The following is a 13627-nucleotide window of genomic DNA, read 5'->3' as shown; positions in this document are numbered from 1 at the left end:
ACGCCGCTCTTGCCTCCGCCGCTCCGTAGGTGGGACCGCAGGTCAGCGCTGCCTTGCCGGAATGTGCCAGTCGGTGCCGCGGGCCGTGGTCACGTACTCCGGCCAGCGCAGGTCGATCGGCGGCGGGTAGTCGCAAAGCGGCGCCAGCCATCCCTCACCGCCGACGCCGCCGCCCGTGCGCTGCACGAACTCCGCCGTGGCCTGCCGCAAGGTCTCCGGCCGTTCGACGAGATCGAGGATGGTGAAGGCGATGGTCTTGGCGGCGGCCTCGATCATCGGATCGATGCAGGGCGCAAGGCCGCCCAGGGCGTTCATCACCCAGGCAGGATAGGCGCCGCCGCCCGGACGCGGCGCCAGCGCCGGGCGTCCGACGTAGAAGCGTGCCGTGGGACAATGCCAGCAGTATTCGGTGTAATCGTCCGAGGTAAAATGAGTCTGCTGCGGTGACAGCATCTGGCGCAGCGCCGTCTCGGCCGCCTGCGGTTCCAGAAGCTCCGAGATCTGCGGCAGGAAGGGACTGTCCTGAGGCGCGTCGCCCAGCGTGCGCTGGATCGCCCGCGCCAGTTCACAAGCTTCGCCGTCGAAGACCGGCGCTCCGACTGCAGCAAGGTTGCCGTAGGTGAGCGACGCCATCGCGTGGTTGGCCAGACCGGGACGCGACTTGGCAATCCACTGCCGCTCCCAGCGACAGTGACTGGCCTGCGCCGCCGCCTCGGCGATGCGGTCCAGGCCGGCGACCACATGCTCGGCCAGGGCGACATCCGGCACCCGCGCCATGTACATGATCTCGGCCTCCAAGGCCGGCAGGTTGTCGGCCGTCGCCTGTCCCGCGGTCAGGATGGTTTCGTTGATCGACCAGCTGAGGCCACTGGGCAGCAGGTGTTCCTTGGCGGCCTTGCCCTGAATGTACATCTGGATCACCGCGTCGTTGGCGCCCGGCGCGCGCGGCGCGGCATGGGACGCCGGAATCGGCGAGTCCACGCGATGGTTTCCTTGCGGCGCATAGGCGGGCCAGGTCTCCGGCGTCTCGCAGAGGAAGCGATAAACCCAGGCGTAGCCCGCGCCGCAATGGGTGTCCCAGCGCGCGGTGTTGCAGAGCGGCAGCATGTAGAAGGGATGGAAGCTGATCGCGGCATCGAGATCGTCGTAGTACCCCCGTGCGGCGTGAATCGGCTTGGAGCCGCGCACCTTCTCCGCTGGCTCGCCGAACAGGGCCACCTCGCCGCGCAGGCCCTTGGCCTCCATCGCCGCGGCGGCGGCGAGCGCGCCGACCAGAGCCGCAATGCCGAGGGCCGAATGGGGATCGGTATGGCCGCCGGCGCGCAGACTGAGGCCCGGGCGCGGCCCCGGGCGCACGTCCGCGGCCTGACAGTTGTCGGGAACGCCGTCGTATTCCGCGTAGGCGGCGATGGTGGGGCCGCCGGTGGTGCCCCGGCGCGCGGCGAACGCAGTCGGCATGCCGCCGCTGGCGCGCTCCACTGCGAAGCCTGCCGCCTCCAGCCGGTCGACGTACCATGCGGCCGAGCGATACTCCCGCCAGGCGGTCTCGCCATAGTCCCAGATTTCACGGTTCCAGGCCGACCAGTCGCCCCTGCGATCCTCGATCCAGGCCCCTGCGAAAGCCTTTGCCGCCGTCATCCCTTCGCCTCCTGCCTGCGTCATGCGGATCTTGCCGGTGAAAACCCTTTGTGAAAAAGTGAGGTTTGCACCGCCATTTGAAGAAATAAATTCAACAAACGAGCCAGCATGTCCAATCTCCCCTCGATGAAAGCGCTGCGGGCGCTGGAGGCCGTCGGACGCCTGGGGTCCGTTCGCGAGGCGGCCGACGAGTTGAACCTGACGCGCAGCGCCGTCAGCCACCAGCTTCGCTTCCTGGAGGAGGACCTCGGCTTTCCCCTCACCGAACGCAACGGTCGCGGCATCGTCCTGACCGTGCGCGGCGAGCGCTATGCCCGCGAGGTGCGCGGGGCGCTGCGGACCCTGACCCTGGCCCACGCCCATACGGCGGAGACCGAACTGGCAGGCCGGCTGACCATCAGCTGCACCCCGGGCTTTGCCACCTATTGGCTGTGTCCGAACATCGGACGCTTCATCGGCGACCATCCGAACATCAGCCTCAGCATCATCTCGCCCCAGCGCCTGGACGACGTCACCGCCCCCGGGGTGGATATCTTTATCGCTTACGGCCAGGGCGACTGGCGCGACATGTGGGTGGAGCCGCTCAGCCAGTTGCAGTTTTCCCCGGTGTGCAGCCCTACCCTGCTGCAACAGGGCCTGCGCGAACCGCGCGACCTGGCGCGCTTCCCCCTTCTGCATCTGAAGGACGAGAGCGATTGGGTGCGCTGGCTGGCCGCAACCCACGTGGCCGGCGTCGACCCCCGCCGCGGCATCGCCTTTTCCGACATGAACCTCACTCTTTCTGCCGCCATCGCAGGCCAAGGCGTCGCCATGGGGGATACCATCATCTCAGGCAGCGCCCTGGCAGCCGGCATGCTCGTCCAGCCCTTCTCCCAAACCATTCCGGCACCCGCCGCCTATTACATCGTCGCCGACCCGACCCTGGTCGAAGGCCCACTGGCGAAGGCCTTTCTGGCCTGGCTGCACAGCCAGCTCGCCGCCGGCGGGATCTTCTCGGGCGGCAACTGGAAATAGCCGAATTCTTTTCACCAGTCGGCGCAGAATATTTCGTTTGAGGTGAATAAAATCGCCACTTACGCTGATTGCCTGCCGCGAACATGGGCACAGAGAAAGTTTGCCTAATTCATAATCAAGTCGATCACCGCCGGCCTCGCGGCCCAGGGCGCGTCACAGGGAGCACAAACGAGATGCAGCAGGCCACACCATTGCAGGCGCGTGTCGAGGGCGGCGGAACCCCCACCATGGCGAACTGGAGCCTCGGTTCGGAAGCCGGCGTTCTGAAGGACGTGCTGCTCGGCCCGCCGGAAGGCTTCCGCTGGATGGGTCTGGAGAACGCGGCCTGGTCGTCGCTGGTGCGCGATACCCTGCGGCGCGGCTACAGCTTCGACAAGCAACTGGCCATGCGCCAGCACCGCGAGATGGTCAGCGCCTACGAGGATGCCGGCGTCACCTGCCACTTCCTGCCGCTGGACGAGTACAATCCCTATCAGGTCTACGCGCGCGACTCTTCCTTCATGACGCCGTATGGCGCCGTCATCTGCCAGATGGCCAATCCCCGCCGGCGCGGCGAGTATGCTGCCTGCCTGCGCTTCTACCTGGAGCGCGGCATCCCGATCTACGACATGGTGTCCTCCGGCAACTTCGAGGGCGGCGACTTCAACATCATCGGTGAGAAGACCGCGCTGGTCGGCTATACCGATCACCGCTCAGAGGAAATCGCCGCGCGCCAGGTAGCGGGCTGGATGAAGGACGAGGGCTGGGAAATCCGCTTCGCGCCGATCGACCAGTTCTACGTCCACATCGACCTCATGGTCTGCATGCTGAATGAGCGCTGCGCGGCGGTCTGCCTGGAAACCACCGAGGACGACATCGTCGACTGGCTGAAGGCCAGGCAGATCGAGATCATTCCGGCCAGTTTCAAGGAGACCATGGCCCTGGGCTGCAACGTGGTCGCCCTCGGCAACGACCGGGTGCTGTCGACGGCCGGCGCCAAGGATCTGAATACCAAGCTGCGCGCGGCCGGCTTTACGGTCTACGATCCGGACATGACCATGTTCACCTGGGCCGGGGGCGGCGTCCATTGCATGTGCCAGCCGCTCAACCGCGAGGCGGCGTGACGCGGCGGTCCGGGCATCGCGGTGACGGCGACCCGGCGGCCGGGCCGGAGGACGGATTTGGCTGAAGCGTCTGACGTTTTCCTGCGGGCGGTGGAGATCACCAAAAGCTATGGCGCGCTGCATGCGCTTGACCGCGTGTCCCTCGATATCGCCCGCGGAGAATTCCTGACGCTGCTCGGCCCCTCGGGGTCGGGCAAGACGACGTTCCTCATGTGCCTTGCCGGCTTCGTCGAAGCGACCGCGGGCCGCCTGGAGGAAGCCGGCGTCGACATCACTCAGCGGCCCGCCGAAGCCCGCCGCTACGGCATGGTGTTCCAGGGCTATGCCCTGTTTCCCCACATGAGCGTGGCGGAGAACGTCGCCTTCCCGCTGCGCGTCGCCGGCATGGCGCGCGGCGCGCGCGGGGCCCGTGTCGCCGAGATGCTGGAGACCGTCGGGCTGGCGCCTCTGGGTAACCGGCGGCCGCACCAGCTCTCCGGCGGACAGCAGCAGCGCGTGGCCCTCGCCCGGGCGCTGATTTCCCATCCGCCGGTGCTGCTGCTCGACGAGCCGCTCTCCGCCCTCGACAAGAACCTGCGCGAGCAGATGCAGGAGGAGATCAAGTCCCTGCATCGCAAGATCGGCAGCACCTTCGTCTTCGTGACCCACGACCAGACCGAAGCGCTTTCGATGTCCTCGCGCGTCGCTATTTTCAACCACGGCCGCGTGCAGCAGATCGGCACACCCGAAGAGGTCTACGAGCACCCGGCGAACCGTTTCGTCGCGGAATTCCTGGGCCGCATTAACCTGATCCCGCTCGATCAGGCTGTCGTTGCGAACTGCCGCCTGACGGGCCGCTTCGAAGGCCAGGAACTGACGGCCCCGGCTCCCAAAGGTCCGCTGAACACCCCGGTCATTGCGGTACGGCCGGAATACATGCGCCTCTCCGCCGGGCCGCCGCACCAGGGCGAGAACGGCCTTCGCGCCCGGGTGCGCGCGCGTGTCTATGGCGGCGCGCAGTCGGTGCTGCAGCTCACGACGGACTCCGGCGTGGAAATCTCGCTCGACGTGCCAAGTCGGGGCGAAGCGCCGTCGATGGCCTGCGGCGAGACGGTTTGGGTGACCTGGCCACGGGACAGCGGCTTTGCCCTTTCCGGGGAAAGCTAGGGTCCGAACGAACCAGGATTGTGTGTGAACAGGGAAAACAAAACAAAGGACGAAGAACATGGAAGCTAAAAACTGGGGCCGGCTGCTGGCGGCAGCCGAGACAGGCCTCATCAGCCGGCGCAGCTTTACCACCGCCCTCGCCGCCGCCCTCGCGCTGCCGTTGGCGGCACGGGCCGGCCTTTCCTTCGCCCAGGCCAAGGAACTGGTGCTGGTCAACTGGGGCGGCGACGCCATGACCGCCTACGCCGAGGCCTACGGCAAGTCCTTCACAGAGGCCACCGGGGTCGCCGTCAAGATGGACGGCTCCGGTCCGACCGAGGGCGCCATCACGGCGCAGGCCAAGAGCGGCAACGTCAGCTGGGACATTGTCGATGCCGATCCCTTCTCGGCGATCACGCTGGGCAAGCAGGGCTACCTGCAGGCGATCGATTACGACGTCGTCGACAAAGCCAAGACCCGCGAGGGCTTCGGCTGGGATTATGCCATGTCGGCCTATTTCTTCAGCTATGTCGTCGCCTACGATTCGGAACTCTATCCGGAAGCGCCGACCTCCATGGCCGACTTCTTCGATGTGGAGAAGTTTCCCGGCAGCCGCGCCATGTACAAGTGGGGCGTGTCGAGCTGGGAGGCCGCGCTGCTGGCCGAAGGCGCCGCGCCGGAGACCCTCTATCCGCTGGACCTGGAAAAGGCGCACGCCAAGCTGGGCGCCTTCAAGCAGCATGTGGTGTCTTTCTGGGGCGGCGGCGCGGAAAGCCAGACCGCCATGCTGAGCGGCGAGGCCTCGATGGGGATCGTGTGGAGCACCCGCGCCAAGCTGATCGAGGAAGAGTCGAACGGCCGCATCAAGTACTTCTGGGACCAGGGCCTGCTGTCGCCCGGCGCCATGGCGGTGCTGAAGGGCAATCCCGGCGGCACCGAGAACGCCATGGCCTTCCTCGCCAGCATGCAGGATCCGGAAAAGCAGCTGGTGATGTTTGAAAAGCTGGGCCAGGGCCCGGCCAACCCGGCCGCCGACGCGCTTATTCCGGAAGATCAGCGGCGCCACAACTGCGTGGCGCCGGAGAACGCGGCCAAGCAGATCCCTCTCGACATGGAATGGTACGCCGAGAACTATTCCGCCGCCCTCGATACCTACCTGGCCATGATCTCGGCCTGAGCGGCGCACCGGGAACGGGGATACAGCGGAGCGATGGGCGGATGACCAGCATCAAGAGCAAGCTCGGCCAGGTTGCCCTGATCGCTCCGCTGCCTCTGTTCCTGGCGGCGGTCTACCTGTTGCCGTTCCTCGGTGTCGTAGAGTGGAGCGTCACCCTGCCCGAACCCGGGCTGCAGCAGTACGAGCGGGTCTTCACCGACCCGACCGTGCTGGGCGTGCTGTGGCGCACGCTGCGCATCTGCTGCATCGTGACCCTGCTGACCGTGGTCGCGGCCTACGCGATCTCCTACGTCTGGGTCTGCGGCAGCCGCCTGCAGGCCACAATCGTCGAGTTCGGCGTGCTGATCCCTTTCTGGATCTCGACCTTGACCCGCGCCTTCGGCTGGCTGGCGCTGCTCTACAACCGCGGCATCGTGAACAGCACTTTGATGAGTCTGGGAATCATCGATTTCCCCTTGATGCTGGTGCGCAACGAGTTCGGTGTCATCGTCGGCATGACGCATTTTCTGATCCCCTTCGCGGTGCTGCCGCTGGTTTCCTCCATGCGCCATCTCGATCACCGGGTGCTCATGGCCGCGCGCGGCATGGGCGCCAGCCGCGCGCGCACCTTCTGCACCGTGTTCATGCCGATGACCGCGCCCGGCATCGTCGGCGCCGCGGTAATCACCTTCGTCTTCTCCCTCGGCTTCTTCATCACCCCGGCGATCCTGGGTGGCGGGCGCAGCGTCATGATCGCTGAGTTCATCTACGTGCAGACCTTCCAGACCGTGAACTGGGGCCTGACCGGCGCCCTCTCGGTGGTCATCGTCGTGGCGGCAGCCCTGCTGATCGTTCTGTTCCTGCGCGGCCGCCGCGCCAAGACGCTGGTGGGCTGACAGCATGGCGATCTACCGTCCCGGCCCCCTTGCCCTGCTGTTGACAGCACTGATCGTGATCTTCCTGCTGGCACCGCTCATCGCCGTGGTGCCGATCTCCTTCACACCGTCCAGCTACCTCTCCCTGCCGTCCGACACGCTGTCTTTGCGCCACTACCGGGCACTGGTCGAGGTCCCGGCGTGGGGTGAAAGCGTTCTCATGAGCCTGCTGGTCGGCCTCTGCGCCAGCGCCCTGGCCACCACGCTTGCGACGCTCTTCGGCCTCGGCATCTGGTTCCTGCAACCCCGCGTCACCGCCCTGTTGGTGGGCTTCGTGCTGCTGCCGATGATCGTGCCGCCGGTGGTCTCGGCCGTCACGCTCTACTTTCTGCTGACCTCGCTGTCCCAGGTCTCTACCGCCATCGGCTACGACAGCTGGCTGGGCGTCGTCATCGCCCACGTGGTGATGATCGTCCCCTTCGCCGTCATCATGGTGCTGGTCGCCCTGGCGCGGGTGCAGCGCAACCTGGACATGGCGGCGCGCGGCATGGGCGCCAGCCTCATGCAGCGCATCGTCCTGGTGATCCTGCCGAACATCCGTTTCGGCGTGATCTCGGCCGCTTTCCTCACCTTCGTGCTGTCGTGGGAGGAGATCGCAGTGACCCTGTTCATCACCAGCGTGAACGCGGTCACGCTGCCGCGCCTTCTGTGGATGGGTCTGCGCGACAATGTCGACCCGGCGGTCGCCGCCATCTCCGTCGTGCTGATCGCCGTCACGGTGACGGTGCTGCTGTCCGTCACCTTGCTACGCCGACACCGGCCGGCGCAGCCGGACTGACGCCGCCGCTTTTCCCGCTCACTCGCGGAAGTTGGAGCCTTCCTCGTCGAGGATCGCCACCAGTTCGCCGAAATGCTTGCCGTCGCTGGGATAGGATTCAATTTGCTCGGCGGTACGCGAAGCGACCTCATGGGAGAGCCGCCGCAGCGGCTGGCCGGTCCACAGAGCCTTCACATAGTTCTCGGCCGCCCGCTCAAAATAGTACAGGCGGTCGAAGGCGTCGGCGACGTCGTCGCCAAGCACCATGATCCCGTGATTGCCCATCACCATGACCTTGATCTTGGGGTCGGAAAGCAGCGTCACGCAACGCTCCGCTTCATCCTCGAAGGCGAGGCCCCCGTAGGTTTCGTCGACCACGTGGCGCTCGTAAAACGCCGCGCTGTTCTGGTCGATCGGCGGCAAGGTGCTGTCGGCAAGACTGGCCAGCACGGTCGAGTAGACCGGGTGAGCGTGCAGCACGCAGCGCGCATGCGGACAGTGGCGATGCACCGCGCCGTGCAGGCCCCAGGCCGTGGGATCCGGCGCGTTCGGCGACGTCATGGTCGCCGGGTCGTCGGCGTCCAGCAGCAGAATGTCGCTTGCCCTGATGCGGCTGAAATGACGCTGGTTCGGGTTCATCAGGAACCGCTTGCCGCTGTCGTCGACGGCCAGTGAAAAGTGGTTGGCCACCGCTTCATGCAAGTTCAGGCGCTCGGCCCAGCGGAATGCGGCGGCGAGGTCGCAGCGCTGCTTCATGAACGGCATGTTGTGGTCGGACGCAAGGTGGGGGGCGGCAACCATCGGGCAACTCCTGTGGGCAAGGTCGGGCCGGACCGTCAGTCTGCGAAGCGATAGGCGGGCCTCCTGTGCCGGAAGTGCAAGCCGTTGACGCAACGCATGAGACAAGGGTATCGCCGCCGCCCCTGCGGCTGCAAGGGTTCAGTAGGGTCCAAATCCACGCAAGGTTCTGCCGCCCCCCGGCCCGGTCCCTTGGACTGCCCTACTCAGGGGGAAAGACCCGTGGTTCTCACCGGACCTCGCTGCTGCGGCACATGCCGCAATTATCCCGCTGATGCCCCGCTAAACAGAGCAGTATCTGTCCTGGATTTCCCTGTCCGCCAGAAGAACTGCCGCCGGCGCCTCGTGCACAATGACGCCGTGGTCCATGATATAGGCGCGGTCGGAGATCGATAGCGCGCGCTCCACGTTCTGCTCGACCAGCAGGATGGTGGTGCCCGCGTCTCTCAGGCGCGCGAAAAGTTCGAACATCTCGTCCACCAGCACCGGCATGATCCCTTCCGAGGGTTCGTCCAGCATCACCATGCGCGGGTTCGACGCCGTGGCACGGGCAATGGCCAGCATCTGCTGCTCGCCCCCGGACATGGTCTCGGCGATCTGGTCCAAGCGTTCCTTCAGCCGCGGAAAGGTCTCGGCGATGCGGTCGATAATGCTGGCTTCCTCTTTTTTCAGAGGCGACGAGACCAGGCCCAGACGCAGATTCTCGCGCACCGTCAGGCCCGGCACGATGCGGCGGTCTTCAGGGACATATCCCAGGCCCAGGCGGTAGCGGTCATGCGCCGGGCGAGCAAGCAGGCCGGCCTGGCCATCGAAGGCGACCTCGCCCCGGCACTTTTTCACCAGGCCCATGACGGTGCGCAGAGTCGTCGTCTTGCCGGCGCCGTTACGCCCGATAAGGGAGACGATTTCGCCGGCGCGCGCTTCCAGGCTCACGCCCTGCAGGACGTGGCTGTGGTCGTACCAGGCGTGCAGGTCTTCAACTTTCAGCATCGGCGCTGCCATCAGTGGTTGCCCTGGCCAAGGTAAACCCGGCGGACTTCGTCGTTGGCGCGTACCTCCTCCGGCGTGCCTTCCGCCAGCAACTCACCGTGGTGGAGCACGATGAGGCGGTTCGAGATGCCCATCACCAGCTTCATCTTGTGCTCGACCAGGATGACCGTCCGCTCGCTGGCCAAGCGGGTGATGAGCCCCATCATCGCCGTGGTTTCTTCCGGGCTCATGCCGGCCGTCGGTTCGTCCAGAAGCAGAAGCGCGGGATCACAGGCCAGCGCCACGGCGATCTCCAGGGCTCTCTGCTCGCCGTGTGCCAGGTTCATGGTCAGCCGGTGGTAGTGCCGGTCGAGGCCCACCATCTCCAGCAGTTCGGCGGCCCGCGCGCTCATCTCGGTATAGCGGTGGCGCGGCGTCCAGATGTTGAAGCGCTGGCTCATGCACTGGATGGCAAAGCGTACGTTCTCCAGCGCCGTCAACTGCGGAAAAACGTTGGTGATCTGAAAAGACTTGGCAATGCCCAGGCGGGCAAAGCGGTGCTGCGGGGTGCCGGTGATGTCGCGGCCGCGGAAGAAAATGCGCCCCGCGCTGGGCGCAAAGGCGCCGGAGAGGAGGTTGAAGAAGGTGCTCTTACCGGCGCCGTTGGGACCGATGATCGCGGTGAGCTGACCCTCGGGGAAGGCCACCGACACGCCGTTGAGGGCGGTGAAGCCGCCGAAGCGCATGCCGAGGCCTTCGGCCCTGAGAATCGGCTGTTCGATGGCAGAGGAAGAAACCATTCCCACCCCCTACCGCGACATCCAATGGAGCAAGGTACCCCAGATCCCGCGCGGGAAGAACAGGATGAAGAAAACGAAGAGCCCCCCGACGAAAAGCTGCCAGTGAACCGTGATCACCGTGATCACGTCCTCCAGCATCAAGAAGGTAAGCGCGCCGACGAAGGGCCCGAAGAAGGTTCCCATGCCGCCGAGCAGCGCCATCATCACCGCCAGGCCCGAGGTGTGGTAGTGCAGCGATTCGATGGGGACGATGGTCAGGTGGATGGCGTTCAGCGCCCCGGCCAGGCCGCAGAACAGGCCCGAGATCACGAAGGCGAGCCACTTGGACGTGGCCACGTCGATGCCGCAGGCGCGCGCCCGGTTCTCGTTCTCGCGGATCGCCTCCAGCACCGCGCCGAAAGGCGAGGCAAGGATACGGGAGAACAACCAAACCGCCAGGGCAACGAAGGCGAAGACAAAATAGTACTTCGTCAGCGGATCGATCAGCGAGAGGTCGAGGCCGGGAATGTTGAGGTCGTAAACGTCGACGCCGCGCAGGCCGTTCTCACCACCGGAGAGATCCTCCAGCTGATAGACCAGATAGTAGACGCACTGCGACAGCGCCAGGGTGACCATCGCGAAGTAGATGCCGCGGGTGCGGATCGCCAGGCCGCCGATCACCGCCGCGCCGAGACCGGCAAGGATGACGCCGAGCGCGAGGGCCGGCAGCCAGGGAACCCCATAGTGGACGATGGCGATGCCGGTGGCGTAGCTGCCGAGACCGAAGAAGGCGGCGTGGCCGAAGGACAGGACGCCCATGTAGCCGAACACCATGTTGAACCCGAGGGCATAGAGGCCGTAGATCAGGATATTCACGGCCAGCGCTTCGTAGGGCAGCAGAAAGGGGAAGACCAGCAGGAAGCCCAGCACCGCCACCACCCGGTGTCGCGCCATGCCCGACACCAGCCAGGCCAGGCGGCGGCCGGAGACGGTCAGTTCATCCTGGGGATTGGCGAGATTCATCCCATCAGACCCTTCTTGCCGAAGAGGCCTTGCGGGCGTACCAGCAGGACCAGCGCCATAAGGGCGAACATCGAGACCTCTGCCATGGCCGGCGCGAAAAGAGAAGTCATGCTGACCACGACGCCGACAAGCAGGCCGGCGACGACCGCCCCGGCGAGCGAACCCATGCCACCGACCACGGTAACGACGAAGGCTTCCACCAGCACCGAGGTTCCCATGTCGGGGAAGACGCTGCGCATGGGCGCCGAGAGCACGCCCGCCAGCCCCGCCACGGCGGTTCCCAAAGCGAAGACCACCAGCCATACCCGCGAGATGTCGATGCCGAGAACGCGCACGATCTCGCTGTCTCGCGCGCCGGCCCGGATGATGAGGCCGTAAGAGGTCTTCTCCAGAAACAACCACAGAGCCAGTACCAGGACGGCGGTAGCGGCAATGACAAAGAGGCGGTAGGCCGGGAAGTAGCCGACGCCAATGTTGACCGCCCCGATCAGGGAGTCCGGCGCGTCGAACGGGACGCCCTCGGCGCCGAAGAGGATGCGCACCACCTCGACAAGCACATAGGCGAGACCGAAGGTCAGCATGAGGGGATAGTCGATGCCACGCCCGTAGAGGGGGCGTACCAGCCAACGCTCCACCGCCAGCCCGACGGCGCCGACCGCCAGCGGCACCACGGCCAGCGTCAGCCAGAAATTGCCCAGATAGCCGATGAAGAACACGCCGGCATAGGCGCCCAGCATGTAGAAGGCGCCGTGCGCGAAGTTGACCACGGTCAAGAGGCCAAAGATCAGCGACAGACCGACCGCGAGCAGGACGAACACGGAGCCGAGCGCGATTCCGGTAAACAACTGCAGGGCCAGCAACTCAATCGGAAAACCGCCTATCACGCTTCGTTTCTCTTGTTCGCTGATTGCAATCCGCCTCTTCGCCGAGCGCCCCCGCGGCGCACTGCGCGGCGGGGGCGGGTCGTTCCGGCGGTCAGGCGTGGCCCAGTTCCGCGCAGCTGCGCAGCATGTCCTCGGATGCCGGATCGGTGTCGACGATCTCGAACACGTCGTACTCGTTCGCCATTTCCGCTTCCGACTTCGACTTCACGATGAAAACAGACTGCACCGACTGGTGATCGCACTTTCTATAGTACTGGGTTCCCTTGTACTTGTCGTACTTCAGCTCTTCCAGGGCGGCGATCACGGCATCGGTGTCCGTGGTGCCCGCCTGCTTCACGCCGTCCAGCAGGGCGCCGACGCCGGCATAGCCGTAGGCGCCATAGTCGGAGGGCGGCGCCCCGTCATTTTTCTTGCGGTAAACGTCATTGAAGGCTTTGGCGCTGGGCACCGACTCTTCCAGGGTCCAGTGGTAGTTGGCGCCGCCGATGACTCCCTCGTAGGCGGCGGCACCGCCCGCGCGGCGCTGGTTGTACAGCAGGGCGGGCGCCAGCACCTGCATCTGCTGCTTCATGCCAAAGCCGGTCGCCTGCTTCAGCGAATTCATCTGGTCGTAGCCGAAATTGCAGAGGCAGAGCACGTCCGGCTTGGCCGCCATGATCTGCGGCAGGAAGGTGGAGAAGTCCTTGCTCGCCAGCGGATGGGTCACCTCGGCGACGACTTCGATGCCGTGCGGTTCACCCGCCCGCTTGAAGCCGCGCACCATCTCGTGGCCGTAGGCATAGTCGGCGATCAGGAAGGCGACTCGCTTGCCGAGCTTCGGAAAGGCATAGCGGCCGACCGCTCCGGCCGTCATATGCGGGTTCATCGCCTCGTGGAAGGTGTACTTGGAGAAGTCCTGCGCCTCGTTGATGGCATCGGATTGCGAAATCGATACGTAGATGATGCCGCGCGCCTTGGTCACCGCGTTCACCGAAAGCTGCACCGACGCAGACAGCGACCCGCAGACGTAGTGGACCTTGTCTTTCTCGATCAGTTCCAAAGTCCGCGTCGCCGCCTCGCCGGGCTTCAGCTTATCGTCACGCACCAGCAATTCGGCCATACGGCCGTTGAGGCCGCCCGCGGCGTTGAACTGGTCAACGGCGATCTGTGCGCAGCGCGCCTGTTCCTGCGCTTCCGATCCGTAAGGACCGGTCAGCGGCACCGGAAAGCCGATGCGGATCGTCTCCTCCGCCGCGCGGGCGATGTTGAACAGGGCCGGGCCCGCGGCCACCGCAGCCGCGCCGGCGGCCGTCCCTTTCAGGATGGAACGTCGGCTGAACCCCCGCGCTACCATGCCTGTCTTGCTCTTTTCGTGGTCACCCATAGTTTCGTCTCCTTGGACTGATGTCGCTCCCACCGCCGGGCTGTTCATTGCGTCGCTTCTTGCGTCTTGCCCGGCGTTCTTCT

At 65.6% G+C, this 13627-nt stretch carries 13 protein-coding genes; 6 read left to right on the top strand and 7 right to left on the bottom strand.

The genetic code is table 11. The features are described from left to right. Window positions 1–42: 42 nt before the first annotated feature. A complete protein-coding gene (locus WDC82_RS23855; RefSeq protein ID WP_340119931.1) occupies window positions 43–1638 on the bottom strand; it encodes an amidohydrolase in 1596 nt (531 codons plus the stop codon). A 108-nt stretch (window positions 1639–1746) separates the two neighbouring features. Here WDC82_RS23855 and WDC82_RS23850 point away from each other — a divergent pair, with 108 nt between their 5' ends. The 6 genes from WDC82_RS23850 to WDC82_RS23825 all read left to right on the top strand — a co-directional run bounded on the left by WDC82_RS23850 (window position 1747) and on the right by WDC82_RS23825 (window position 7749). Then, on the top strand, window positions 1747–2652 hold the full coding sequence (locus WDC82_RS23850) for a LysR substrate-binding domain-containing protein (RefSeq protein ID WP_340119930.1): 906 nt from the start codon (window positions 1747–1749) through the stop codon (window positions 2650–2652). 173 nt (window positions 2653–2825) lie between these two features. Next, window positions 2826–3755: an arginine deiminase family protein gene (locus WDC82_RS23845; RefSeq protein WP_340119929.1), complete on the top strand. Its 930-nt coding sequence runs from the start codon at window positions 2826–2828 to the stop codon at window positions 3753–3755. Between the two features lie 57 nt (window positions 3756–3812). Beyond that, window positions 3813–4901: an ABC transporter ATP-binding protein gene (locus tag WDC82_RS23840; RefSeq protein ID WP_340119928.1), complete on the top strand. Its 1089-nt coding sequence runs from the start codon at window positions 3813–3815 to the stop codon at window positions 4899–4901. A 58-nt stretch (window positions 4902–4959) separates the two neighbouring features. Further along, the gene (locus tag WDC82_RS23835) at window positions 4960–6057 is read left to right on the top strand and encodes an ABC transporter substrate-binding protein (RefSeq protein ID WP_340119927.1); all 1098 of its coding nucleotides are present in this window, start codon (window positions 4960–4962) and stop codon (window positions 6055–6057) included. 41 nt (window positions 6058–6098) lie between these two features. Then, window positions 6099–6932: an ABC transporter permease gene (locus WDC82_RS23830; RefSeq protein ID WP_340119926.1), complete on the top strand. Its 834-nt coding sequence runs from the start codon at window positions 6099–6101 to the stop codon at window positions 6930–6932. 4 nt (window positions 6933–6936) lie between these two features. Further along, on the top strand, window positions 6937–7749 hold the full coding sequence (locus tag WDC82_RS23825; RefSeq protein ID WP_340119925.1) for an ABC transporter permease: 813 nt from the start codon (window positions 6937–6939) through the stop codon (window positions 7747–7749). Window positions 7750–7767: 18 nt separating this feature from the next. On the opposite strand, the gene WDC82_RS23820 is transcribed toward WDC82_RS23825, so the two are convergent. The 6 genes from WDC82_RS23820 to WDC82_RS23795 form a co-directional block, all read right to left on the bottom strand. Then, window positions 7768–8529: a class II aldolase and adducin N-terminal domain-containing protein gene (locus WDC82_RS23820; protein ID WP_340119924.1), complete on the bottom strand. Its 762-nt coding sequence runs from the start codon at window positions 8527–8529 to the stop codon at window positions 7768–7770. 279 nt (window positions 8530–8808) lie between these two features. Beyond that, window positions 8809–9528: an ABC transporter ATP-binding protein gene (locus WDC82_RS23815; RefSeq protein WP_340119923.1), complete on the bottom strand. Its 720-nt coding sequence runs from the start codon at window positions 9526–9528 to the stop codon at window positions 8809–8811. Then, window positions 9528–10295, bottom strand: coding sequence for an ABC transporter ATP-binding protein (locus WDC82_RS23810; RefSeq protein ID WP_340119922.1), 768 nt, complete (start codon window positions 10293–10295; stop codon window positions 9528–9530). The genes WDC82_RS23815 and WDC82_RS23810 overlap by 1 nt, the downstream gene beginning before the upstream one ends. 9 nt (window positions 10296–10304) lie before the next feature. Further along, window positions 10305–11297: a branched-chain amino acid ABC transporter permease gene (locus WDC82_RS23805; RefSeq protein ID WP_340119921.1), complete on the bottom strand. Its 993-nt coding sequence runs from the start codon at window positions 11295–11297 to the stop codon at window positions 10305–10307. Continuing rightward, window positions 11294–12181: a branched-chain amino acid ABC transporter permease gene (locus tag WDC82_RS23800; protein WP_340119920.1), complete on the bottom strand. Its 888-nt coding sequence runs from the start codon at window positions 12179–12181 to the stop codon at window positions 11294–11296. The genes WDC82_RS23805 and WDC82_RS23800 overlap by 4 nt, the downstream gene beginning before the upstream one ends. Before the next feature lie 91 nt (window positions 12182–12272). After that, window positions 12273–13544: an ABC transporter substrate-binding protein gene (locus WDC82_RS23795; RefSeq protein ID WP_340119919.1), complete on the bottom strand. Its 1272-nt coding sequence runs from the start codon at window positions 13542–13544 to the stop codon at window positions 12273–12275. Window positions 13545–13627 lie beyond the last annotated feature (83 nt).

The sequence above is a fragment of the Pelagibius sp. 7325 genome (assembly GCF_037652055.1).
GTDB lineage: Bacteria > Pseudomonadota > Alphaproteobacteria > Kiloniellales > Kiloniellaceae > Pelagibius.
This window is presented reverse-complemented; position numbering and strand designations above follow the sequence as displayed.

Excerpts from the sequence above, each read along its gene's own strand:
- WDC82_RS23815 (WP_340119923.1), bottom strand. The coding sequence starts at position 9,528 with ATGGCAGCGCCGATGCTGAAAGTTGAAGACCTGCACGCCTGGTACGAC.
- WDC82_RS23795 (WP_340119919.1), bottom strand. The coding sequence starts at position 13,544 with ATGGGTGACCACGAAAAGAGCAAGACAGGCATGGTAGCGCGGGGGTTC.
- WDC82_RS23850 (WP_340119930.1), top strand. The coding sequence starts at position 1,747 with ATGTCCAATCTCCCCTCGATGAAAGCGCTGCGGGCGCTGGAGGCCGTC.
- WDC82_RS23805 (WP_340119921.1), bottom strand. The coding sequence starts at position 11,297 with ATGAATCTCGCCAATCCCCAGGATGAACTGACCGTCTCCGGCCGCCGC.
- WDC82_RS23810 (WP_340119922.1), bottom strand. The coding sequence starts at position 10,295 with ATGGTTTCTTCCTCTGCCATCGAACAGCCGATTCTCAGGGCCGAAGGC.
- WDC82_RS23830 (WP_340119926.1), top strand. The coding sequence starts at position 6,099 with ATGACCAGCATCAAGAGCAAGCTCGGCCAGGTTGCCCTGATCGCTCCG.
- WDC82_RS23820 (WP_340119924.1), bottom strand. The coding sequence starts at position 8,529 with ATGGTTGCCGCCCCCCACCTTGCGTCCGACCACAACATGCCGTTCATG.
- WDC82_RS23845 (WP_340119929.1), top strand. The coding sequence starts at position 2,826 with ATGCAGCAGGCCACACCATTGCAGGCGCGTGTCGAGGGCGGCGGAACC.
- WDC82_RS23855 (WP_340119931.1), bottom strand. The coding sequence starts at position 1,638 with ATGACGGCGGCAAAGGCTTTCGCAGGGGCCTGGATCGAGGATCGCAGG.
- WDC82_RS23835 (WP_340119927.1), top strand. The coding sequence starts at position 4,960 with ATGGAAGCTAAAAACTGGGGCCGGCTGCTGGCGGCAGCCGAGACAGGC.
- WDC82_RS23825 (WP_340119925.1), top strand. The coding sequence starts at position 6,937 with ATGGCGATCTACCGTCCCGGCCCCCTTGCCCTGCTGTTGACAGCACTG.